This is a genomic window from Thermophilibacter sp. ZX-H3 (assembly GCF_052599055.1).
The window spans coordinates 49,737-71,568 of record NZ_JBQXES010000013.1; the positions used below are offsets into that span (position 1 = coordinate 49,737).

The window sequence follows — 21,832 nt, forward strand, 5'->3', positions numbered from 1 at the left end:
AACGAGGTCAAAGGTATTGTTGCGACGTAGCGCGAAGCCCCTCCACACTCGACACGTTTCGACATCTCCCCTCTGTTGAAAACTCCTTCTACATTCTCCGCGGGTTTTTCTCGATGTTCCCACAAGCTTGCGACAGGATTGTCGACATTCGGCGCGAGGTCACGAGTTGCCGGTTATGGAGTCTCTGATCTGCATCAGTCGGTCGTAGAAGACCTTGTCGTCGCGCTTCGCCTCGTCCACCACGCTGATGCTGTGCATGATCGTGGCGTGGCTCCTGCCGCCGAAGTGCTTGCCGATGTCCGCCAGCGTGCGGTCGCAGAGCTCGCGCGAGAGCCAGATGGCAACGTGGCGTGCCTCCATGAGGCCCTTGTGGCGCTTGTTGCCCACGAGGCTCGCGTGGTCGATGTCGTAGTACTTCTCGACGGCCTTCTGGACGTCCTCTATGGAGACGGAGCGCATGGCGCTCGGCCAGCACTCCTTGGCGAGCGCGCCGATCTCGTCCCGGCTGATCTGGGTGCCTCGCCCCTCGGCCGCGGTGGCGGCGAAGAGGCATCGCTGGCAGAAGCCCTCGATGACGCGGATGTTGGTGCCGGCGAGCTCCGCCATGTAGCGCATCGCGTCTCCCGGCACGGTCCCCGAGAGCGCGGGCACGTTCTCGCGCTCCGCGTCCTCGCGCATGCGCTCGCAGAAGGTCTCGATGAGGCGGAGCTTGAGCTCGTAGCTCGGCACCTGCACGGGAGTGGTGAACCCCGAGCCGAGGCGGCTCGTCACGCGCTCGTCGAAGCCGTCCTTGCCCATGCCGAGCTGCGCCGGCGTGCGGTCGGCGGCGAGCACGATCTGCTTGCCGTTCCCGATGAGCTCGTTGAACGTGTCGAAGAAGAACCCGACGGTCCCCGCCTTGCCCGCCATCTTCTGGATGTCGTCGATGATGAGGACGTCGATGTCGGCGTAGTTCTGACGCAGCACGGCCGCGGCCGAGCGCTCCGAGTGGCGCATTGCCTCGGTGTAGTCGGTGATGAAGGAGGAGGCGTCGCGATAGACGCACAGGCGCGACGGGTCGTTCCTCGCGATGTAGTTCTGGATGGCCCGGAGCAGGTGCGTCTTGCCGAGCCCGCTCTTGCCGTAGATGAACAGCGGGTTGTACGTGCTGTTCATGCCATTGGCGACCTGCAGGGCCGCCTGGTAGGCTATGTCGTTCTCGTCTCCCCGGACGAAGCGCTCGAAGGTGAGCTTGGAGGTCGCGCCCGCTATGTCCTCGACGAGCGGGTTGCGCTCGCGGCGGCGTCGGTTCTCCTCCTCGCGCGCCTCCTGGGCGCGCCGCTCGTCCCAGGTGTCCTCCGCGATGCTGCGCGGCGTCGGGCGCTCCTCGGCCCCGCGCGCGGGTCCCTCGACGTCCGCCATCCAGGCGCGGGCCTCCTCGCGCGACATGCTCGACGCCGGCGCCTGCGCGGGCGCGGCCGCCTGGGCGGGGGCGAAGGAGATCTCGAGCCTCATGGGCTCGAAGGCCGCCTGCGTGAGGCACTCCTCCACGACCCCGGCGTTCTTCGAGACCGTCTTGAGGACGAGCCTCATGGGCGTCGTCACGTGGAGCGTGCCGTCGGCCATGGACTCGGGGCGGCAGTTCCTGAGCATGGCGAGCACCGACTCGGGCACGCGCTGCTGCGCGGCGAGAAGGTCGAGCGCGTCCTGCCAGAGGGCCTCGGCGTCAGATTCGAGGGATAGTTCCATGGTTCCACAATCCTTGGATGTTGAAAAAACGGTGCCATCCAGTATAGCGATTGTTGATAACCACGCATCAGCGATGCGCCACCGGCTCCAGGCGTGCCACCGGCGTCAGTGTGCCACTGGCGTCAGGTTTATTTGGCACGCATGTGCCGCGTGCCAAATAAACCTGACGCCAGTGGCACATGGCGCCGGTGGCACGCCTGTCAGGCGCCGAGCATGCGGCCGAACTCGGTGGGCTGGTACTTCTGGCCGACCTTCATGACCGCTCCCTGCGCCGCGAGCGCCGCGAGCGCGCGGGACCACGTCGCCGCCGAAGACCCGTATGCCTGGACGAGGTCCGTCGGGCCCGCCGCGCCGCGCTCGAGGACGAGCGCGAGCGCCTGCCTGCCGCGGTCGTCGAGGCTCGCGTCCGCCGCGGCCGCCCACGCAGGCTGCGGCGAGGGTGCCGGAGGCACCTGCTGCCAGCTCGGCTGCTGCCAGCCTTGCTGCTGGTAGGTGGTCTGATAGCTCGGGTAGCCCGCCGGCTGCTGGGGCCACGTCGCACCCTGCTGCCACGGCTGCGGCCATGAGGGCTGGGCCGTGGGCATCCCGGGATACGGCTGGGTCTGGGTCGTGGGGGCGGGCCAGGCCTGCGGCGCGGCGCGCTCGCCCTTCTCGCTTCCTGCGTTCGAGAGGCCCCGCGCGTCGCGCGCCGGGCGGGTCGATATGGTCACGACGGTGCCGCCAGAGATGTTGTCCTCGATCTCGAGGCTGCCGCCCTTGTCCTCCATGTACTGCTGCGCGTATGGGAGGCCCGAACCCACCCCGCGTATGTAGCGGCGCATGTCCTCGGTCGCCGAGGTGGTTCCGAACTCGAGCGCGAGCGACTTTTCCTTGATGCCGGGACCCTGGTCAGAGAAGCGGATCGTGTTGCCCCCGTCGAGGATGGTGATGGTGGGTGCCTGGAAGTAGGCGTGGATGAAGTTCTCCACAATCTCGCGAATGACCATGAAGGGGATGGTGCCCCCCTGCTCGTGCGAGAGGCGGTTGACCGTCGCGGTGATCTCCTCCAGATAGGCTCGGACGTCCTTGGGCTCCACGACGACGACGCGGGGCGCTGCGGATGGGTCGTCGTAGACGGCGATGCGTGCGGGATGCTGCACGACGAGACCGTCGGGTCCCGCTCCCTCGACCTCGCCATCCTCTACAAAGGGGAAGAAGTCCCGTGCCACCGCGCTCCCCTTTCGACAGGCGATTGACATTTGTAGAAAACTTTTCACTGAGAATTCGATATGAGAGAAAGTTTTCTACAGTCGATAATAACCTGTTGAAAACTGGAAGAACCCTCGTGAAACGACGTGAAAAATCATAGCACGCAGGAAGTACTTTTCACGTATATGCAAAGTTGGATTCAATCGGATGAAAATGCTGGGCGCGCTTTTGTCAAGAGTGCGAGGAGATTTTGCGCGCAGAAAATTGACAGGTCAGCGGCAAGACCCTTACAATCTCTGAGCTTATTGCTCTATTGGAAGTTCATACCCACAACCGGGAGGAATAGCTATGAAGCGTACGTATCAGCCGAACAAGCGCAAGCGCGCCACCACCCACGGGTTCCGCGCCCGCATGGCCACCAAGGGCGGCCGCGCCGTCCTGGCCCGTCGTCGCGCCAAGGGTCGCAAGCGCCTCACCGTCTAGCAAGGGCCGATGAAGACCATCAAGTCCAAGAGAGATTTTGAGAGGGTCTTCTCGCGTGGGAGGCGGTTCAACGACCAGCTCCTGCGAATTCGCGTGGCAGCGTGCGACGAGGGCGCACCCGCTGGGGTCGCCTTCGTCGCCGCGAAGAGACTTGGCAACGCCGTCTTCAGGAACAGGTGCAAGCGCGTCCTCCGCGAGGCGGCGCGCCTGTGCGAGCTTCCGGGAGACGGCTACGACGTTCTCCTCTTCGCCACGTCGCGGACTCATGACAGCTCACCGGAACAGGTTGCTTCCTCCTTGGGGAAGCTGCTCAAGAGGGCGGGGCTCTAGATGGCCGTCGGTGCCCGCGCGGCGCTTGCGGCCATTCGCTTCTATCAGAGCCACGTCTCGCCTCTTTTGGGTGCGCGGTGCATCTACGTGCCGACCTGCTCCGAGTATGCGCGCCAGGCCATAGTCCGCTATGGTCTCCCCAAGGGGGGATGGCTCGCGCTTCGCAGGATTGCTCGGTGTCACCCCTTGCACGCCGGAGGTTACGATCCCGTCCCCTAAGGGCGGAGCGGAGGAACCATGTGGGATTGGTTTATTAACTTTCTGACTGCGGTGCTCGCGGGCATCGAGGGCTTTGTCGGCGACTGGGGTCTCGCGGTCATCATCCTGACCGTCATCATCCGCCTGATCCTGACGCCGCTCATGGCGCACTCGACCAAGTCGACGGCGCGCATGCAGGTGATGCAGCCCAAGCTCCAGGAGATACAGGAGCGCTACGCGGACAACCCCGAGCGCCAGGCCGAGGAGATGCGCAAGATCTACGCCGACATGAAGTTCAACCCGCTCGGCGGCTGCCTGCCCATCTTCCTGCAGATGCCGGTCTTCTTTGGCCTCTTCACCGTTGCCAAGCAGGTCCCGGTCGATGCGAGCTTCTTTGGCATCCTGCCCTCCATCTCGCTCTCCGTGTCCCAGGTCATCGAGGCGAGCGGCTGGGTCGCCGCCGTCCCCTACATCCTCTTCGATGTGCTCTTTGGCGTGCTGACCTTCGTCCCGATGGTGATTAACGTCAGCACCCAGGCCGAGGCGCAGCGCAGCCAGACGATGACGATGGGTGCCGTCATGGCGGTCATGATGCTCTTCTTTGGCTGGAGCGTCCCCGCCGCCGTCCTTCTCTATTACGTGACCTCCTCGCTCTGGCAGGTCGTCCAGCAGAAGGTCATCACGCAGCGCGTCATGGAGAAGGCCAAGGCCGAGGCCGAGGCCGAGGCGGCGAGCCGCCCCATTGAGGTCGACGTTGTCCGCAAGGAGAAGAAGGCTCGTCCTCATAAGAAGGGCTAGACTACTTTTTAACTTTGAATATACCGATATTTTGATTTAAAAAGTATTTGGAGGTTACCATGGAGGAAGAGGTCTTCGAGACCACGGATGAGGCTGCTGGGGAGGTTGTATCCCTAGACGAGTTCTCCTCCATCCGCGAGCGCTATGAGTCCGGTGAGGCTCTGAGCGATGCTGAGATGGACAAGATTGCTGACCTTGCCGTCTCATACCTCAAGGGCATCCTTGGCCTCTTCGGTGAGACCTCGTCCTCCATCGATGAGTATGACGGCGAGGATGGCGAGCTGATTCTCGACGTCAACGGTGGAGACCTTGCCGTCCTCATTGGGCGTCACGGCCGCACGCTCGATGCCCTTCAGACGGTCCTTACCTCCCTCCTGAGCAGTCGCATCAAGTTCTACTATCCTGTCGTCGTAGATATCGAGGGATATAAGAGCCGTCGTCGCAACAAGCTCGAGGACATCGCTCGATCTGCTGCCGAGCGTGCCAAGCGCCGTCACGGCAAGGTATCCCTCGCTCCGATGAACGCCTACGAGCGTCGCCTGGTCCATCTTGCCCTACGTGAGGATGAGGGGGTCGTCACACACTCTGAGGGTGAGGAGCCTGACCGCCACGTCGTTGTGACTGCCGTCTAGATTAGTTACATAGGCGTATTGTTTGAGGGAGGATGTGTTGAGCATCCTCCCTCTTTCTGTGACAATTCCTTTTGATACGTGAGTTTTTGTCAGGAAGGCATTATGGATATCGACCTATCACAAGCGCTTGAGACACAGCTTCTGTCTGAGCTCTCAGACTATGGCATCAGCTGTAGCATTCGTCAGGCCACGCTGCTCATTCATCATCTTCTCCTGGTTATCGAGAAGAACAAGGTGATGAATCTGACGCGAATCACCGATCCTCAGGATGCGGTCACCCTTCACGTTGTCGATTCTCTTCTTCCCCTTGCTTCTCGTATGTCATTGCTTGCTCCTGAGTTACGTTACGTTGATATCGGAACCGGGGCCGGGTTTCCAGGTATTCCCCTTGGCATCATGACGGGTGCTGAGGGAACGTTGATTGACTCAGTTGGAAAGAAGGTCTCTGCCGTCAATGAGTTCGTAGGATGTCTTGGCCTTTCTAACGTGAGAGCCCTTCATATCCGTGCGGAGGATCTTGCACGGGAGGACGGACACTATGATGCGGTCTTTGCCAGAGCTGTCGCACAGTCAAACGTTCTTGTTGAGTACGCTTCCCCTCTTCTTTCCCATGGCGGGTATTGCGTCCTCGAGAAGGCCAACATATCCGATGATGAGCTCGATACGGCAAGAAGAGCTGCTCGCATATGTGCGCTCTCTCTTGTTTCACGTGAAACCTTTGAGCTTCCTCGTGGTTTGGGTCACAGAGAAATCCTTGTCTTTGAGAAAACTGGACTTCCGAAAGTGAAATTGCCACGACGAACGGGGGAGGCAAAAATGAAACCCCTTGGTATTTGAGAATCAATCTGAGTTTAGCTGATACCCTCTGTTTCACGTGAAACAGAGGGTATTTCAATATGAATGAGAAGCAGGGGTTTCACGTGAAACCAGAAGAGGTAGAGATTGTCACGGTTTCACGTGAAACCATACCGTATAGTAAGTGACAGGAACGAGAAGTACCTTATCGGAGGATAGAAATGAACTACAAAGATGCTAAAAGAGGTCTTCCGCAACGCGATAGTAAGGTTCTTGCGGTAATTAACCAAAAAGGTGGAGTTGGAAAATCGACAACCGTTGTAAATCTCTCCGCCTGCCTCGGTGAGGGAAAGAAGAAGGTGCTCGTTATCGATTTTGACCCACAGGGAAATTCAACAAGTGGGTTTGGTGTCGAAAAGGACGAGCTTGAACATGATATCTACGATGTGATTCTCCATGATGAGCCTATTGAGAACGTCATCCAGGAGACATGTCAGAGCAATGTATTCATTGTTCCTGCGACGATTCAGCTTGCGACAGCAGAGATTGAGCTCGTATCTGCTATGGCACGTGAGTCGATACTGAAGGACGCAATTTCAGCGGTACGAGATGAGTTTGACTATGTGTTTATAGACTGTCCTCCCTCTTTGGGGCTGCTCACGATAAATGCCTTGGTTGCTGCAGATGCACTCATCATTCCAATTCAATGCGAGTACTACGCACTGGAGGGCGTTGCAAAGCTGCTTGAGTCAATGCAGATGGTGAAGCGCCGCATGAACCCGAATCTTGAGATATTCGGCGTGGTCATGACGATGTTTGACTCAAGAACCACGCTTTCCAAGCAGGTCGTTGATGAAGTACAGGCCTATTTCGGCAAAAAGGTCTTTAAGACGGTCATTCCACGTAACGTAAAACTCTCGGAAGCACCAAGTCATGGTCTCCCCGTCTCACTATACGCTCGTGTGAGCAAGGGTGCCTTGGCCTATTCAAAGTTGGCACGGGAGGTGGTTGCACGTGGCTAAGAAAAGCGGGCTCGGAAGAGGACTGGGGCTGCTTGTTGGCGAGGCAGATGCAGAGACCGCCGGAATGCGTCCTGACTCAACTCTTCCAATCAGTGAAATTAAACCGAACAAGGGACAGCCGAGAAAGACGTTTCGTCCTGAAGAGCTTGCAGAGCTTGCGGACTCAATCAAGCAGAATGGCATCCTTCAACCCCTTCTTGTTAGAAAAAAGGGGTCAGGGTATGAGATTGTTGCAGGTGAGCGGCGGTATCAGGCAGCCAAGGCGGCGGGACTAACCGATATTCCGGTTGTCATTCGTGACATTTCAGACGATGACGTCTTCAAGCTCGCTCTCATCGAGAACCTTCAACGCTCTGACCTGAGCCCCCTTGAGGAGGCACAGGGATATCGTCAGCTCATAAAGGAAAAGGGACTCACGCAGGAGGAGCTTGCAAAGCTTCTCTCGAAGTCTCGTTCGGCGATTACTAACACGCTGCGACTGCTTGATCTTCCCAAGGAGGTGCAGGAACTCGTTGAGGAAGGAAAGCTGACAGCGGGACATGCCAGAGCGATTCTTGCCGTTCCAAGTGAGGAGGGTCGCATACAGCTTGCCCAAAAGGTCGTTGCAGAGCGTTTGTCGGTACGGCAGACAGAAAGTCTCGCTCCACTGTTTTCTGTCAGCAAGACGGATGAGCCGGTTCGCCGAGCGCCAATACCTCAGTCGTTCAAGCGTGCCGCTCGCCAGATGAGGCTGGCATTGGATACCAACGTCAAGGTGAAGAACGTCCGCGGCAAGAACAAGATTGAGATTGAGTTCTCCTCGGAGGACCAGCTCGCCCACATCGTTGATCTTCTCGCCGGGCCCGGGTCGTGGTCGTAGATGAAGCAGATGAGAAATGCGATTGTCCTTATTGGACTCGCCGGCGTTGCAGGGTGGCTCGCATATAGGTATCTGCTCTCTGACGAGGCAAAAAAGGGAATGAACGATGCTACGCGAGAGGTAAAGAGCGCATATCAACGCATCAGCGACGTGGTCAAAGAGGCTCAGGGGACGTATGTGAAAGAGAACCTACCCAATAGGAAGCAGACAGAGGCTCAATGGGAGGCCTTAGGCTTCTAATACAGAACATATGTTCTCATTTTGAGAATAACTAAGGGGCTCCTGGAGAATCAGGAGCCCCTTCTTGTTCGAACTGAGTTGCTATCTACGAGAGATGCGCTGCTTGAGCTGCCCACAGGCGGCATCGATGTCGGAGCCGCGCGAGTTGCGGATGGTGGCCTCCACGCCAACGTTGGCCAGCCTGCGGACGAAGTCCTGCGCACGAAGCTCCGTCGAGGGCCGGAACTTGGACCCCTCGACCTCGTTGAGCTGAATGAGGTTCACGTGTGCGAGCGTTCCCTCGCAGAAGTCGCACAATGCCTGAAGCTCGCTCTCCGTGTCGTTGACGCCCCCAATCAGGGCGTATTCATACGTGGGTCGCCGCCCGGTCTTGTTGACGTACTCGCCCATGACGTTATAGAGGTTGATAAGTGAGTACTTCCTCACGCCCGGCATGAGGGCGTTTCTCGTGCGCTGTACGGCGGAGTGCAGCGAGATGGCGAGCGTGAACTGCTCGGGCTCGTTGGCAAAACGCATGATCTGGGGGATGACGCCACAGGTCGAGACCGTGAGGTGCCGGGCTCCGATGCCCGCGCCTTCGGGGTCGTTGAGCTTCCGCAGCGCGCCGAGGGAGGCGTCGTAGTTCATGAAGGGCTCTCCCTGGCCCATGAGAACCACGCTCGTGACGCGGTCGTTGAAGTCGTCGCGGACGTGCATGACCTGCTCATAGATTTCCGATGCGGTGAGGGAGCGCGTGAGCCCCGCGGCGCCCGTGGCACAGAAGGCGCAGCCCATGGCGCAGCCGGCCTGCGTGGAGGCGCAGACGGCGAGCCTGCCGCGGGAGGGCATGCCCACGCACTCGACAGACACGCCGTCGGGGTATCTGAGCAGGTACTTCCTGCTGCCGTCCACCGACACCTGCCGCGCAACCTCCTCGACGCCCCCGAGCGTGAGGCGACGTGCGAGCTCCTCTCTCAGGGACTTGGGGAGGTTGGTCATGTCATCGAAGGACTGGGCGTTCTTCGACCAGACCCACTCCTCGACCTGCTTGGCGCGAAAGGCGGGCTGACCGAGCTCGGAGAGGATCTCGGCAAGCTCACCGTGCGTGAGCGTATGGAGGTCACGCCGCTCCGTGTCCGTGTCAAGCGGTCGGTTCTTCTCGTCAGCCGTCGGCATTTCTGGCCCCTCGCGTTCGTGGTGTCACATCACTGGAGTATTCTCATGGGGGGAAACTCCACCTGAGAGTCTAGCGTACGGGCCGCGCCCGCCGGAGGAGCTTTGATGGACAGACAGGAACTGCTGAACAAGAAGGTCGTCGTCATCTGCGGGGGGTGGTCCGACGAGCGGGATATCTCCATCCTCTCGGCCAATGAGTGCCGCGGCGCGCTGCTGGAGGCGGGGTTTGGGACGGCCGACGTCATCGACCTCGCGAGCAGAGACTTTGTTTCGCGCCTTATGAGCGGCGGATATGACGTGGCCTTCGTTGCGATGCACGGCTCCTATGGCGAGGATGGCTGCGTCCAGGGCCTCCTCGAGGTGCTCCACATGCCCTACACCTTCTCGGGCGTCGCGGCGAGCGCCGTGGCGTCTGAGAAGCAGCTCTCCAAGGCCGTCTACGAGTCGGCGAAGATCCGCGCGCCGCGAGGCGTGGACCTCGCCGCGGGGACGGCCCTCACAGACGACCAGGTGGACTCGCTCGTCGAAGAGCTTGGCCTGCCCCTCTTCGTGAAGCCCGCGGCGAACGGTTCCTCCTTCGGCATCACTCGCGTGACGGAGCGCGCGGGCGTCAACGACGCCATCGCGCGGGCGTCGGAGGGCGGCGGGCGCGTGCTCATCGAGGAGTGCGTCGAGGGGACGGAGATCACCGTCCCGGTCATCGGAAACGACGAGCCGCGCGCGCTTCCCATCGTCGAGATCGTGACGGGGGCCGAGTTCTACGACCTCAAGGTCAAGTACGAGCCCTCGTCCATGCATCACGTCATCCCGGCCCGCCTGAATCCGGGCGTATATGCGAAGGCCCAGGACCTCGCCGTCCGGGCGCACCGAGCCCTCGGATGCCGGGGCTGCTCTCGCAGCGACTTCATCGTGACCGCCGAGGGCGAGCCCGTGATCCTTGAGACCAACACGATTCCCGGCATGACGGCCGAGAGCCTGCTCCCAGACTCCGCCCGCCACGGCGGCATCGAGTTTCCCGAGCTGTGCACGAAGTTCGTCGAGTACGCGCTCGAGCGCGGGGAGGATCGCGACTAGCCGATGACACAACACGCCGGCGCCGCCCTTGCGGACATCATCCTCCCCGGGACGCCCGATGACGTGCGGCGGCGCTACCTGAGCCTCGCCGCGCGCGCAGAGGGCAGGGGGTTCGGCCCGCTCGAGGAGGACATCGTGGTGCTCGACACCGAGACCACGGGTCTCTCGTTCAAGGACTGTGAGCTCATCGAGATATCCGCCGCCCGTCTCTCCGGGCGCGAGGTGGTGTCTCGCTATGAGACGTTCGTGCACCCCACAGGACCCATTCCAGCGGAGATCTCCAAGCTCACGGGCATCACCAACCGTGACGTCACGGACGCGCCGAGCGCCCGCGACGCCGTGGCCGGCCTCGCGGAGTTCGTCGCCGGCTCGCCCGTGCTCGCGCACAACGCGACCTTCGACCGCACCTTCATCGAGGCGGTCCCAGGAGGAGCCGAGGTTTCCGACACCTGGATAGACACCCTCTCGCTCTCGCGCATCGCGCTGCCGAGACTCTCCACGCACCGCCTTGCGGACATGGCAGAGGCCTTCGGGTGCGCGGGGGTGACCCACCGGGCCGGAGATGACGTCGACGCCCTCTCGGGGATGTGGCGGATCCTGCTGCTTGCCCTGAGCGACCTGCCCGGCGGCCTTCTTGCCCATCTCGCCGCCATGCACGAGGAGGTCACGTGGCCCATGAGGCCCGTGCTCTCCTACCTGGCGTCGGAGGGTGACGTGTCACCGCGGCCCTTCTCGCTCAAGGAGGCCCGCGCCGCGCTCGTCCGCGAGGCGCGCGGGGAGTCCCGTCCCGACGCGACCGAGCTCGACGCGCTTGTGGTGCCGGGTCCCGACGAGGTCGCGGCCGAGTTCGGGCCCGCCGGCGTGGTCTCGCGCATGTACGAGCGCATGGAGCGACGCCCGGAGCAGGTCGCCATGGCGCGCGAGGTGGCGATGGCCCTCGCCACCTCGACGCACCGTGCGATCGAGGCGGGGACGGGCGTGGGGAAGTCCATCGCGTACCTGCTCCCCGAGGCGCTCTTCGCCAAGAGGAACAACGTCACCGTCGGCGTGGCGACCAAGACCAACGCGCTCACCGACCAGCTGGTCTCCCACGAGCTCCCCGCCCTCGCCGCGGCCATCCCCGGGGGTCTCTCCTACGCGAGCCTCAAGGGGTATGACCACTATCCCTGTCTGCACCGCCTTGACCGTGCGGCGAGGGAGGACCTGCCGCTGGCGGCGGTCCCCCACGACGGGAGGTCCGACAACGCGGTGGCGTGCGACATGCTCACGGCCATCGCGGTCACCTACGCTTATGCCTGCCAGTCCCCCGACGGCGACCTCGACGCCCTCGGCATCAGGTGGCGCTACGTCCCTCGCCCGATGCTCACCACGACGCCCGGAGAGTGCCTGCGCGGCAGGTGCCCGTACTTCCCCAACGAGTGCCCGCTCCACGGCGCGCGCCGGCGGGCCGCGGCGGCCGACGTGGTGGTGACGAACCACTCGCTGCTGCTGAGAAACGTCACGGCGGAGGGAAAGATCCTCCCGCCGATCAGGAACTGGGTGGTCGACGAGGCACATGGCTTCGAGTCCGAAGCACGCCGACAGTGGGCCGTGGAGGTGTCGGGCGAGGAGGCCCGCGCCGCCTTCGAGCTGCTCGGCGGCACGGGCTCCGGCGTCATCCACAACCTGATGGTCCAGGCTATGACGCTCGAGGGGTCCACGCTGTTCGTGGGCCTTCTCACCAAGGCCTCGGCGACCCTCGCCCGCGCCTCCGTGAGCGTGGCCGACCTCTTCGTCGCGGTCCACGGCCTCGCCGGCGTGGCGCGCGGAGACGGCGGGTACGACGCCGTCACGCTGTGGATCGGCGAGGACGTGCGGGGAACGCAGGAGTGGCGCGAGGTCGCCGACGCCGGGCAGCGAGCCGTCGACGCGCTCTCGGAGGCGGTGAAGCAGCTCGCCGAGGCCTCAGAGGCGCTGGGCGAGGAGGCCCCGGCCGCCGCCGCGGACCTCGGCGAGTCCACGCGGTTTCTCCGCGACCTCCTCTTTGGCATCACGCTCATCTGCGAGGGGACGGACGAGTCCTATGTGTACTCGGCCCAGCTCTCGCGCTCCAAGCGCCGCATCGCGTCCGAGCGGCTCGTGGCCGAGAAGCTCGACGTGGGCGCCGATCTCGCCGGCAGGTGGCTGCCCGAGATGCAGAGCGTCATCTTCACCTCGGCGACGATCGCCGTCGGAGACGACTTCTCCCACTTCGACCACGCCGTGGGCCTCGACCTCCTTGGGGAGGGGAGCCATCGCGACGTTCGGCTTGACTCGAGCTTCGACTTCGACGGCCACATGTCCGTCGTGCTGGCGCGCGACCTGCCCGCCCCCAACGACCGTGCCTACCTGCCCGCCCTCGAGGACCTCCTCTTTGACGTGCACGTGGCCATGGGCGGCTCGGTCCTCACGCTCTTCACCAACCGGCGTGACATGGAGCGCGTCTACGAGTCCCTGAGGCCGCGCCTCGCCGCCGCGGGGCTCGAGGTCGTCTGCCAGAGCAAGGGAGCGTCACCGCGGCGCCTGCGCCAGCGCTTCACGGAGGAGACCTCGCTCTCGCTCATGGCCCTGCGCTCGTTCTGGGAGGGGTTCGACGCCACGGGCGATACCCTGCGCTGCGTGGTCATCCCCAAGCTGCCCTTCGCGAGCCCCAACGACCCCCTCGTGCGCGAGCGCGACCTTCGCGAGGACCGCGCCTGGTGGAAGTACTCCCTGCCGGATGCCGTCATCTCGGTCAAGCAGGCCGCTGGACGCCTGATCCGCTCGTCGACGGACACGGGGGTCCTCGTCCTCGCTGACTCGCGCATCGTGAGCAAGGGCTATGGCCGGCTCTTCGTGAGCTCGCTGCCGTCGAGGAACGTGACGCGGCTCGAGAGCTCCAACGTGGGGCGTTACCTCTCGCTCTGGCGTGCGAGCCACTAGATAGGGGCGGCGGGCGCCGTCACTCGAGGAGGCCGCGCGCGTACTCCCGCACGAGGCGGGCGACCTCGGGGTCCGTGGTCCGGGCGGCGTCCCCGCAGGCGGCGATCATGCGCGGGAGCCACATGCCGCCGTAGTAGTCGATCCGAGCGCTTACGGAGCCGTCCTCCCCGGCGCCCGTCACGCGCAGGCCGTGCCAGGGAAGCAGGTCGAGGTAGTGCGAGTCGTCGAAGGTGACGTCGACCTCGCGGCCCGCGCCCTTCTCGCATCCCTTAGGCGCGGCGACCCTCGGCCCCCGCTCGACCTCCTCCATGCGGTCGAGCCTGAAGGTCCGCTCGCCCCCTCGGTCCAGGTCGTGCGCGTCGAGGTACCAGGAGTCGCCCTCGGCCCTGATGGCGCGCGGCACGCAGCTGCGACGGCGCGCCCGCGCGTCCCCCGCACCTCGATACAGGAAGGACAGCGAGGCGCGCTCGAGGATGGCCCGCGCGCACGACTCGACCTTCTCAGACTCGGTGCCGCTCCGCGACCCGATGACCCTCCGCACGAGGTCCTCCCGCACGGGCTCGGAGCCGAGGGCCGCCTCGAGGCGCCCCCGCAGGGGGTCGTCCGGCCCCACGCCCAGGCGCTCGAGCGCGGCCGATAGCGCGACCGCCTCTCCCCGGGTGAGGCGCAGTCGCCTCCCGCGCATCCCTCCGGAGAAGGCGAGCGTCGCCTCGCCGTCATCCTCCAGGGTGAGGGGGAGGCCTATCCCGCCCGACGCGGAGGAGGTCCCAACGAGCCCTATGAGCTTCTCGGCGCGCTCGACCGTCGTTCCCAGACGGGACGCCACCGCCTCGGCGGAGAGCGCGTCGCCCGCCTCGGAGAGGCTGGAGACGAGGGCAACGAGCTCTCTCGCCTCGTCGACCGCTCCGGTCCTGCCGGAGGATGACCTACGAGGCATCGACGACCACCCCCTCGAGCACGCCCCGCCACGCCGCGACCAGCTCGGCCGGGCCGATGGGTACGACGCCCTCCGCAACGGACCAGCTGGCCGCGTCTGCGATGCTGCTCACCTCTACCTCCCAGATCGTGCGACCGCCCAGCGAGAAGAACGTCCCGTTGCCGCCCGCCGCCCGCCGCACGTCCTTCTCGCGGTCGGCCGGGACCTCGAGGCGTGCCACGGCAGTTGTCTCGCCCATCTGGAACGGGAGCCTCCTCCAGTCGTCAACCGAGAAGTCGGGGGGTATCGAGACGGGCACGTCGGCGACGGCGCAGGCCCGGTCGACCCGGTCGACGCGATAGGTCCTCGTCCCGCCCTCGACGACGGACCCGTCGTCCCGCAGCCTCCCGGCGACGAGATAGAGCTCCCCGCGCAGCCCGAAGAACGCATAGGGCGCAACGAGGCGCTCGGACTTCCTCCCGCGTGCGTCACGGTAGGAGATGCGCGCCGCGCACCCCTCCGTGAGGGCGTCCCTGAGCGCGGCGAGGGGCCGGGCGTCATCCCGCCGCGTCGCGCTCAGCGGCGACGGCTCGGCGAAGGCGCGCGTCAGCTTGGCGAGCGCGAAGCGGAGCTCTCCGGCGAGCGGGAAGGAGGGGTCCTCAATGAGGGGCTGACACGCTATCTCAAGAACGGCCGCCTCCATGGCCCCGATCTCAGCCCCGTCAGGGTACGAGGACTCCTCGTCGACCGACCACGATGACTCCTCGCCGGGGTTTGGCCGCTCGAGGACGACCACCCCGCATGCGGCGAGGACCGTTCGGTCGCGCGACCACGCGCGGCGGAAGCTATCTGCGGAAAGGCCGGGATAGAAGTCCCGCGCGACGTCCGATGAGGGGATGGGGGCGCCCGCGTTCATGAAGGCGAGCGCGAGCGAGCAGATCCTCCTCGCCCGTTCGTCGTCCTTCGTGATCTTCATGCCACACACCCCTCATCCCGCTCCCGCTTGCCGAGCGCACCTGTGCGCCGCCCGGCGTATCTGCGTCTTTTTAACGAAAGAAAAGCATAAGACGTATACTGTCTTGATTGTATGCACCCGGATGAGCACGTCTTTCGAGACTCTTCAAAAGGACGCCCAGTATGGCTATGACTCACGACTACTTGGATTACCTCAACCAGAGGGTCGGCATCGCCCCTGCGAACAGCCAGGAGGAGCTTCAGGCAGCCGAGACCATTGCGAGCCTCATGGGCCAGCATGACGTTGAGCCCGTCATCGAGGAGTTTGACGTTCCCTCCGTCTCCGGACTGGTTCCCGCGATCATATCCATCGCGATGTTCCTCGGAGCGCTCGTCTCGGGCTTCGGCGTGGGGGCTCTCACCCTCATCGGCTTCCTGCTTGCCGCCGTGCCCGCCGTGCTGGCCCTGCTGAGGGCGTTCGGAAGGGAGCCCTCCCTGGCGATCGGCCCGAGCGCCAGGAGCCAGAACGTCATCGCCGTGCACCGGGCGACCGGCCCGCTCGTGATCAAGGGGAGCCGTCCCATCGTGGTCGTGGCGCACTATGACACCCCTCACGAGAACTTCCTCTACTCCACGGCCATCGCTCCCTACCTCCCGCTCATCTCCCGCGTCTCGGCGCCCTGCTCGTATGCCGTCGCCGCGTGCGCGTTCGTTCAGCTGCTGGGATTCATCCCCGCCCCCGCCCGCATCGTGTTCTGGGTGCTGGGCATCCTCGCGTCGCTTCCCGCCGTCCTTCTCGCCGTCGGGGCGATCTATGAGCGCGTCTCCCCGTGCACCCTCGGGGCGAACGACAACAAGGCCTCCGTCGCGTCCCTCCTGGGCGTGATGGAGAACGTCCGCCCGAGCGGGCTCGTCCCCACCCCGCGTCCCGTCGTTGAGCCGGAGCCCCAGGTTCCCGAGGAGGAGCCGGCACCCGCGGCCCCTGCCCATGTCGCTCCCGAGCCCCAGGCCGCTTCGGCTCCGGAAGAGCCCGCGCCTGCCGCCGCCCCTGAGCCGGCAGCGGCCCCCGCGCCGGCCGCGCCGACCGAGAAGGTCGTCGGCGTCCGCCACGGCGCCGAGGTTCTGCGCGAGCTCGGCATCCTCCCGGAGGGCTGCGAGATCGAGTATGACCTGCCCCCCGTAGCGGCACCCGCCCCCGCGCCCGCCCCGGCCCCGCCCCGGGCCGCGGCTCCCGCCTCCCTTCCGATAGACGTTCCCGCCCCCGCGCCTGTCGCGATGGCGGAGCCCGCCCCGATGGACGAGCCCGACTTCGAGCCTGAGCCCGAGGGCGAGCACGACTCCCCGAGCCCTCTCGACACCATCCGCCAGGTCGCCGAGGGCCTCCTGGGACGCGTCACGGAGATGGCGCGCTCCATCATCCCCGCTCCCGCCGAGGAGACCGACGACGCGGCCGCACAGCTCCCGTCCGATGAGGGGCAGCATGACGCGCCCGTCGAGGACGTCCCCGCGCCCATGCCCGCGGACGAGCCGCTGCCCACTCCCGCCGTCGAGGAGGTCGCGGCCCCGGCCGAGGAGCCCGAGCAGCCCACCGAGCCCCAAGCCGCCCCGGTGGAGCCCGTCGAGGAGACGGCCCCCTTCGCTGCCGTCTCAGATGACCAGACCACCCGCGACGAGCTTCTCTCCACGGGCCGCTTCTCGCTCGTGATGGACGACGAGACGAGCCACGGCGTCGGGCCGAAGGACTCCTCGGGGCTGACCGAGCTGGGCGACACCGCGGTCGACCTCGACGCCACGCAGCCCTCGTCTCCCGTCGCGGCACCGCGCCCCGAGGCCCCTGATGACCCCGAGTGGGGCAAGGCGGGCTATCGCCCCCAGGTCTCCAACGTCGCGCGGAGGGCGACCCTCTTCGACCTCCCCGACCCCAACGATAGCGCGGTCGACCCGCTGGGCAGCACGGGCAAGACGCGCCCGACCAGGTCCTCCGGCGCCCCCGGGTCCCTCCCCGTCATCACCGCCGCGGCCCTTCAGCCCGAGGAGCAGCCCCTCGAGGACGAGGGACAGGACGCCTCCCAGGGCGCCCTCTCGGGATTCCTGGGTCGCGCGAAGGGCCTGTTCTCCCGCCTGACGACGCCGTCCGCCGCCGAGCCCGAGGATGGAGCTTCGGACGAGGAGGCCGACGACCCCATGTGGCGCGGCGGCGCGGCCCCGCGCGGCGGCCTCAGGCTCGTCGAGGACGAGGAGGCCGCCCCGACCGAGGAGGAGCTGCGCGACGCCGTCCTCTCCCTCGGGGATGACGAGCTCCTCGCCCACGACATCTGGTTCGTTGCCCTCGGCGCCTCCGCGCTCGACCACGCCGGCATGAGGTCGTTCCTGAGCCAGCATCGCCGTGACGTCCGCGGCGCCTTCGTGGTCAACCTCGACTGCGTCGGCGCGGGCGAGCTCACCGTCCTTACGCGCGAGGGGACCGACGTCCCGCGGCGCTCCGACCGCCGCCTCGGCCGCCTTCTCGCCAATGCGGCACGCGACCTCCACGTTGAGATGGGTCAGGCGCGCTATGACTGGACCTCGACGGACGCCCATCCCGCCATGCGCTCGTCGATGCGCGCCGCGACGATCATGGGCATCGACGAGAACGGCCTGCCGGCCCTCTCCCGCACCCTCGACGACGTCGCGGAGAACGTCTCCGGCGACCAGGCGCACGCCGTTGCCGAGATCGTCACCGAGATGATCCGCCGGTCCTAGGTCGCGCCCGCACCACTCCCAGGAGCCCTCCTCGCCGCCGTCACGGGTTACGTGGCGGCGGCGAGTCTTTTGAGCTGAGCACGGCCCGCATGCCCCGTCGCGGGTGGGTGGCCGCCGCCAAGGCGATCCCCTCCCACGAGAACCGCCGTCGGTCCCCCTCGTGACCTCCCCGGCCTCGCCGTCCTTCTCGTCCCCTGCCTTCTTCCCCTGACATCTCTCATGTGCCCTCCTCTCCGAGTGGGTCACACGATACGAAGGGCCGCGTTCCGTCCCCTGACACGAAGCGCCTGCGTCGCTGACGGCCAGCTGACGAGCGGTGCGCACAAGATGGCACGTGGCTTGTTCAGGGTCCCCGCTTGCTAAGAAAACGCATGCTCAATGGCAGGAGCCCCGATTGCGCGGCGCTCCTGGCCTCCATGAGTTCTTCGTCAGGTGGCCCCTAGGCGCTCGTCATGGCTGATGGGGCTCCGAGCGCGCGCCTCACGCGAAGTCCCACGGCAACCCCGACTCCCAGCTTGATGGCGTCGGGGAGCACGAAGGGAACGACTGCCGAGAGCGCCGCCGCGGGAAGCGAGATGGAGAGGTGGGCGGCGAGCTGCGCCGTTCCGAGCAGGTAGGAGGTGGCGAGCATCATCATGGCGCACATCGCGTGGCGCGCGGCGTCGGGTACCGCGCGGAGGCGAAGCAACGGCGCTCCGAGGGCGGTCCCCAGCAGAAATCCCCAGAGGAAGCCGCCCGTCGGCCCGAGGAGCTGCCCTACGCCGCCTGAGAACCCCGAGAACACGGGAAGCCCGAGCGCGCCGGCGAGCAGGTAGAGCCCCACCGCGGCCACCGCACCCCGTCCGCCGAGAATGGCGGGCAGCATCGCGAGCACGAGCGTCTGTAGGGTGAAGGGGACAGGCCCAAGCGGCACCGTCACCATGGCGGACACGGCGAGAAGGGCAACGGCCGCTCCGAGGCGGCAGGTCTGGGCAGCGCTCATGAGAACCCCCTCGCGGCGGGTGCACGGTCCCGCCGTCGGCCTGACAGGAGATATAGACTACCAGTCTATCGCTGGCCTGAAGCGCCGGGCAGGGCTCGCAGACTCGTCTCACTCGTGCTCATCGCGTGGACGCCCGCGGCGCCACCGTTCTTCTCGACAGAGTGTGATAGAATCGGCTCTCGCAAGCGGGCATCGCCAAGTGGTAAGGCATCAGCTTCCCAAGCTGACATTCGCGGGTTCGAGTCCCGTTGCCCGCTCCAGAAATTGTCAGGGCCCCGAAAGGGGCCCTTTCCATGTGGGTAGAACCTTTATGCGCGCAGCGCGCGCCCGCATGAGATTGTCGAAAGGAACAGCATCGTGTCACCTCTGCCCATGACAGACGAGGAGTGCCGCGTCGCAACCGATGCCCTCTCCAGCCAGCTCGACCTCTACGCCACCCTGCTCGTGAGAAAGGGCGTCTCCCTGCGCGAGGGCCAGGAGCTCGTTCTCCAGGCTCCCGTCGAGCGCGCGGACTTTGCGCGGCGCGTGGTCGAGGCCGCCTATCGCGCCGGGGCGGGCCACGTGACCGTCATCTGGGCGGATGACGTCGTGTCCCGCCTCACGTATGAGAACTGCCCGCTCTCGTTCTTCGAGCACACGCCCTCCTGGCAGGTGGAGCAGCTGAACTCCCTCGCCGACGACGGCGCGGCGTTCCTCTTCCTGGAGGGGTCCGACCCCTCGGCCCTCAAGGGCATCGACCCGGCCAAGCCAGCGGCGGCCGCCAAGGCGCGCAACACCGAGTGCCGCTCCTTCCGTGACGGAATGGACTTCGGCCGCAACGCCTGGTGCATCGCGGGGGTCCCCGTCGAGGCCTGGGCGCGCGAGGTCTTCCCCGACTTCTCGCCCGCCGAGGCGGTCTATCGGCTGTGGTGCCTCATCCTCGAGGTCTCCCGCGCGGACGGGGAGGACCCCGAGAGCGCCTGGGAGACGCACAACGCCTCCTTCGAGAAGACCAAGCGCTTCCTCAACTCCCATCGCTTCGACGCGCTGCGCTACGAGTCCGCCAACGGTACCGACCTCACGGTGGGGCTCACCGACGGCCACATCTGGGGCGGCGGTGCCGGTCGCACGCAGTCCGGCGTGACCTTCTTCCCCAACATCCCCACCGAGGAGGTCTTTACCGCGCCGGACCGCATGCGCGCCGAGGGCGTCGTCCACTCGGCCCTGCCGCTCGTGCGCGCGGGGCAGATCGTGCGGGACTTCTGGCTGCGCTTCGAGGGCGGACGCGTGGTCGACTACGGTGCCGAGCAGGGCAAGGAGGTCCTCCGCCACATCCTCGAGACGGACGAGGGCGCCTGCCGCCTCGGCGAGGTGGCGCTCGTCTCCAAGAACACCCCCATTCGTCAGAGCGACACGCTCTTCTATGACACCCTCTACGACGAGAACGCGAGCTGTCACCTTGCCCTCGGAATGGGCTTTCCCGAGTGCATCGCCGGCGGGGAGGGCCTCGGCAAGGAGGGACTCCTCGAGCACGGCGTCAACCAGAGCAGCACGCACGTGGACTTCATGATCGGCACCGATGACATGAACATCTATGGCGTCGCCGCCGATGGCACCGAGACCCCCGTCTTCGTGAATGGCCAGTGGGCCTGGGAGTAGCGCTCGTCTCCGTGATAGAATCGTCAGCGCGCGCCCTTAGCTCAGCTGGCAGAGCAGGGGACTTTTAATCCCAAGGCCCAGGGTTCGAACCCCTGAGGGCGCACCATCGCATCATGGCAGGTCAGAGTCCGTTTTGGTCTCTGACCTGCTTTTCGTGCGCGCGTCGTTTGCGTAAATCTCCGAGCGGCCCGCCCTTCTCGCCCTTGGGGCCTGCCGCCCGGGACCTCAAACCCGGTCGAGGAAGAGGGGTGTAAAGAGGGGGCGATTATCAACCTAAGATGCCGACCTCGCCCGCGTTTGACCCCATGCCGTGTATCATGCCGTGTAGTGGTGTTTCTCGGCATCCACGCTCTTGAGAGAAACGCGCGCCTACTATGTACGATGCCAGTTGGGACGGATGACCGGCGTGCGACGCCGGGCAGAAAGGGGAACGTCATGAAGTTCTTCATCGACACCGCCGACCTCGACGAGATTCGCGAGGCCGCGAGCTGGGGCGTCCTGTCCGGCGTGACGACCAACCCGTCTCTCTACGCCAAGACGGGCGGCAAGCTCGCCGACTTCGAGCCGCACATGGTCAAGATCTGCCAGATCTGCGAGGGCCTGCCGGTCTCGGCCGAGTCCACCGCCTCGACGACCGAGGCCATGGTCGAGGAGGGCCGCCGTCTTGCGGCGCTCGCCCCCAACATCGTGGTCAAGCTGCCGATCTGTGAGGCGTCCCTGCCCGCGACGCACCAGCTCGCCTCCGAGGGGATTCGCGTGAACATGACGCTCGTCTTCTCCGCTCCGCAGGCGCTTCTCGCCGCCCGCGCCGGCGCGCGCTACATCAGCCCCTTCGTCGGTCGCTTTGATGACATCGGGGACGAGGGCCTCGATCACCTCGCCGAGGTGGTCACCGCCGTCAAGAACTACACCTACGGGTACTGGGACGAGGAGGGCGGCCCTGAGATCATCACGGCCTCCGTCCGCACGCCGCATCACGTGACGCAGGCCGCGCTCATGGGCGCCGACATCGCCACCGTGCCCTTCGGCGCGCTCAAGAAGTGCCTCAAGCACCCGCTCACCGACCAGGGCCTCGCCAGCTTCGAGGCTGACTGGAAGAAGGTCACCCAGGCCTAGCGCCCCCGCGCAGGCCGTCCCCCGCAGACACCCAAGAAGGAG

20 protein-coding genes and 2 tRNA genes are annotated in these 21,832 nt (G+C 65.3%); 16 read left to right on the top strand and 6 right to left on the bottom strand.

The features are described from left to right. Positions 1-159 precede the first annotated feature (159 nt). Together ACULPM_RS06915 and ACULPM_RS06920 are read right to left on the bottom strand one after the other, a co-directional pair. Positions 160-1,728: a DnaA ATPase domain-containing protein gene (locus tag ACULPM_RS06915; RefSeq protein ID WP_445331567.1), complete on the bottom strand. Its 1,569-nt coding sequence runs from the start codon at positions 1,726-1,728 to the stop codon at positions 160-162. A 200-nt stretch (positions 1,729-1,928) separates the two neighbouring features. Then, positions 1,929-2,936 (bottom strand): ATP-binding protein, encoded by a 1,008-nt coding sequence (locus ACULPM_RS06920; protein WP_445331568.1) that lies wholly within the window; start codon positions 2,934-2,936, stop codon positions 1,929-1,931. A gap of 328 nt (positions 2,937-3,264) precedes the next feature. Between ACULPM_RS06920 and rpmH the strand changes: the two genes are divergently transcribed. From rpmH to ACULPM_RS06965, 9 genes are all read left to right on the top strand, one after another. Next, positions 3,265-3,399, top strand: a complete 135-nt coding sequence (gene rpmH / locus ACULPM_RS06925) for a 50S ribosomal protein L34 (RefSeq protein ID WP_072373740.1) — start codon at positions 3,265-3,267, stop codon at positions 3,397-3,399. 9 nt (positions 3,400-3,408) lie between these two features. Then, positions 3,409-3,729: a ribonuclease P protein component gene (rnpA, locus tag ACULPM_RS06930; protein WP_445331569.1), complete on the top strand. Its 321-nt coding sequence runs from the start codon at positions 3,409-3,411 to the stop codon at positions 3,727-3,729. Then, positions 3,730-3,948: a membrane protein insertion efficiency factor YidD gene (yidD, locus tag ACULPM_RS06935; RefSeq protein ID WP_445331570.1), complete on the top strand. Its 219-nt coding sequence runs from the start codon at positions 3,730-3,732 to the stop codon at positions 3,946-3,948. 18 nt (positions 3,949-3,966) lie between these two features. Then, positions 3,967-4,725, top strand: coding sequence for a YidC/Oxa1 family membrane protein insertase (locus ACULPM_RS06940; protein WP_445331571.1), 759 nt, complete (start codon positions 3,967-3,969; stop codon positions 4,723-4,725). A gap of 59 nt (positions 4,726-4,784) precedes the next feature. After that, positions 4,785-5,357 carry a Jag family protein gene (locus tag ACULPM_RS06945; RefSeq protein ID WP_167931144.1) on the top strand — a complete coding sequence of 191 codons (573 nt, stop codon included), beginning with the start codon at positions 4,785-4,787 and terminating at the stop codon, positions 5,355-5,357. Between the two features lie 102 nt (positions 5,358-5,459). Then, positions 5,460-6,194: a 16S rRNA (guanine(527)-N(7))-methyltransferase RsmG gene (gene rsmG, locus ACULPM_RS06950; protein WP_445331572.1), complete on the top strand. Its 735-nt coding sequence runs from the start codon at positions 5,460-5,462 to the stop codon at positions 6,192-6,194. A 179-nt stretch (positions 6,195-6,373) separates the two neighbouring features. Beyond that, positions 6,374-7,174, top strand: coding sequence for a ParA family protein (locus tag ACULPM_RS06955; protein ID WP_167931142.1), 801 nt, complete (start codon positions 6,374-6,376; stop codon positions 7,172-7,174). Beyond that, positions 7,167-8,033, top strand: a complete 867-nt coding sequence (locus ACULPM_RS06960; RefSeq protein ID WP_445331573.1) for a ParB/RepB/Spo0J family partition protein — start codon at positions 7,167-7,169, stop codon at positions 8,031-8,033. The genes ACULPM_RS06955 and ACULPM_RS06960 overlap by 8 nt, the downstream gene beginning before the upstream one ends. Continuing rightward, positions 8,034-8,273, top strand: a complete 240-nt coding sequence (locus ACULPM_RS06965; protein WP_445331574.1) for a hypothetical protein — start codon at positions 8,034-8,036, stop codon at positions 8,271-8,273. 81 nt (positions 8,274-8,354) lie between these two features. On the opposite strand, the gene rlmN is transcribed toward ACULPM_RS06965, so the two are convergent. Further along, positions 8,355-9,428 (bottom strand): 23S rRNA (adenine(2503)-C(2))-methyltransferase RlmN, encoded by a 1,074-nt coding sequence (gene rlmN, locus ACULPM_RS06970; protein WP_445331575.1) that lies wholly within the window; start codon positions 9,426-9,428, stop codon positions 8,355-8,357. Positions 9,429-9,533: 105 nt separating this feature from the next. On the opposite strand from rlmN, the gene ACULPM_RS06975 reads away from it, so the two are divergent. Beyond that, a complete protein-coding gene (locus ACULPM_RS06975) occupies positions 9,534-10,502 on the top strand; it encodes a D-alanine--D-alanine ligase family protein (protein ID WP_445331576.1) in 969 nt (322 codons plus the stop codon). Between the two features lie 3 nt (positions 10,503-10,505). Further along, on the top strand, positions 10,506-13,442 hold the full coding sequence (locus tag ACULPM_RS06980) for a helicase C-terminal domain-containing protein (RefSeq protein WP_445331577.1): 2,937 nt from the start codon (positions 10,506-10,508) through the stop codon (positions 13,440-13,442). A 19-nt stretch (positions 13,443-13,461) separates the two neighbouring features. On the opposite strand, the gene ACULPM_RS06985 is transcribed toward ACULPM_RS06980, so the two are convergent. Together ACULPM_RS06985 and ACULPM_RS06990 are read right to left on the bottom strand one after the other, a co-directional pair. Next, a complete protein-coding gene (locus ACULPM_RS06985; protein WP_445331578.1) occupies positions 13,462-14,379 on the bottom strand; it encodes a helix-turn-helix transcriptional regulator in 918 nt (305 codons plus the stop codon). Beyond that, the gene (locus ACULPM_RS06990) at positions 14,369-15,334 is read right to left on the bottom strand and encodes a helix-turn-helix transcriptional regulator (RefSeq protein WP_167931135.1); all 966 of its coding nucleotides are present in this window, start codon (positions 15,332-15,334) and stop codon (positions 14,369-14,371) included. Before ACULPM_RS06990 ends, ACULPM_RS06985 begins: the two co-directional genes overlap by 11 nt. 161 nt (positions 15,335-15,495) lie before the next feature. On the opposite strand from ACULPM_RS06990, the gene ACULPM_RS06995 reads away from it, so the two are divergent. Beyond that, positions 15,496-18,054, top strand: a complete 2,559-nt coding sequence (locus ACULPM_RS06995; RefSeq protein WP_445331579.1) for a hypothetical protein — start codon at positions 15,496-15,498, stop codon at positions 18,052-18,054. A gap of 439 nt (positions 18,055-18,493) precedes the next feature. On the opposite strand, the gene ACULPM_RS07000 is transcribed toward ACULPM_RS06995, so the two are convergent. Beyond that, a complete protein-coding gene (locus ACULPM_RS07000; RefSeq protein WP_167930739.1) occupies positions 18,494-19,036 on the bottom strand; it encodes a biotin transporter BioY in 543 nt (180 codons plus the stop codon). Between the two features lie 185 nt (positions 19,037-19,221). On the opposite strand from ACULPM_RS07000, the gene ACULPM_RS07005 reads away from it, so the two are divergent. The 4 genes from ACULPM_RS07005 to ACULPM_RS07020 all read left to right on the top strand — a co-directional run bounded on the left by ACULPM_RS07005 (position 19,222) and on the right by ACULPM_RS07020 (position 21,790). Then, positions 19,222-19,296, top strand: a tRNA-Gly gene (locus ACULPM_RS07005). Between the two features lie 97 nt (positions 19,297-19,393). Then, the gene (locus ACULPM_RS07010) at positions 19,394-20,674 is read left to right on the top strand and encodes an aminopeptidase (RefSeq protein WP_445331580.1); all 1,281 of its coding nucleotides are present in this window, start codon (positions 19,394-19,396) and stop codon (positions 20,672-20,674) included. Between the two features lie 30 nt (positions 20,675-20,704). Then, positions 20,705-20,780: transfer RNA gene (locus tag ACULPM_RS07015), tRNA-Lys, on the top strand. Positions 20,781-21,109: 329 nt separating this feature from the next. Continuing rightward, positions 21,110-21,790 carry a transaldolase family protein gene (locus tag ACULPM_RS07020; protein WP_445331581.1) on the top strand — a complete coding sequence of 227 codons (681 nt, stop codon included), beginning with the start codon at positions 21,110-21,112 and terminating at the stop codon, positions 21,788-21,790. The last annotated feature ends 42 nt before the right edge of the window (positions 21,791-21,832 follow it).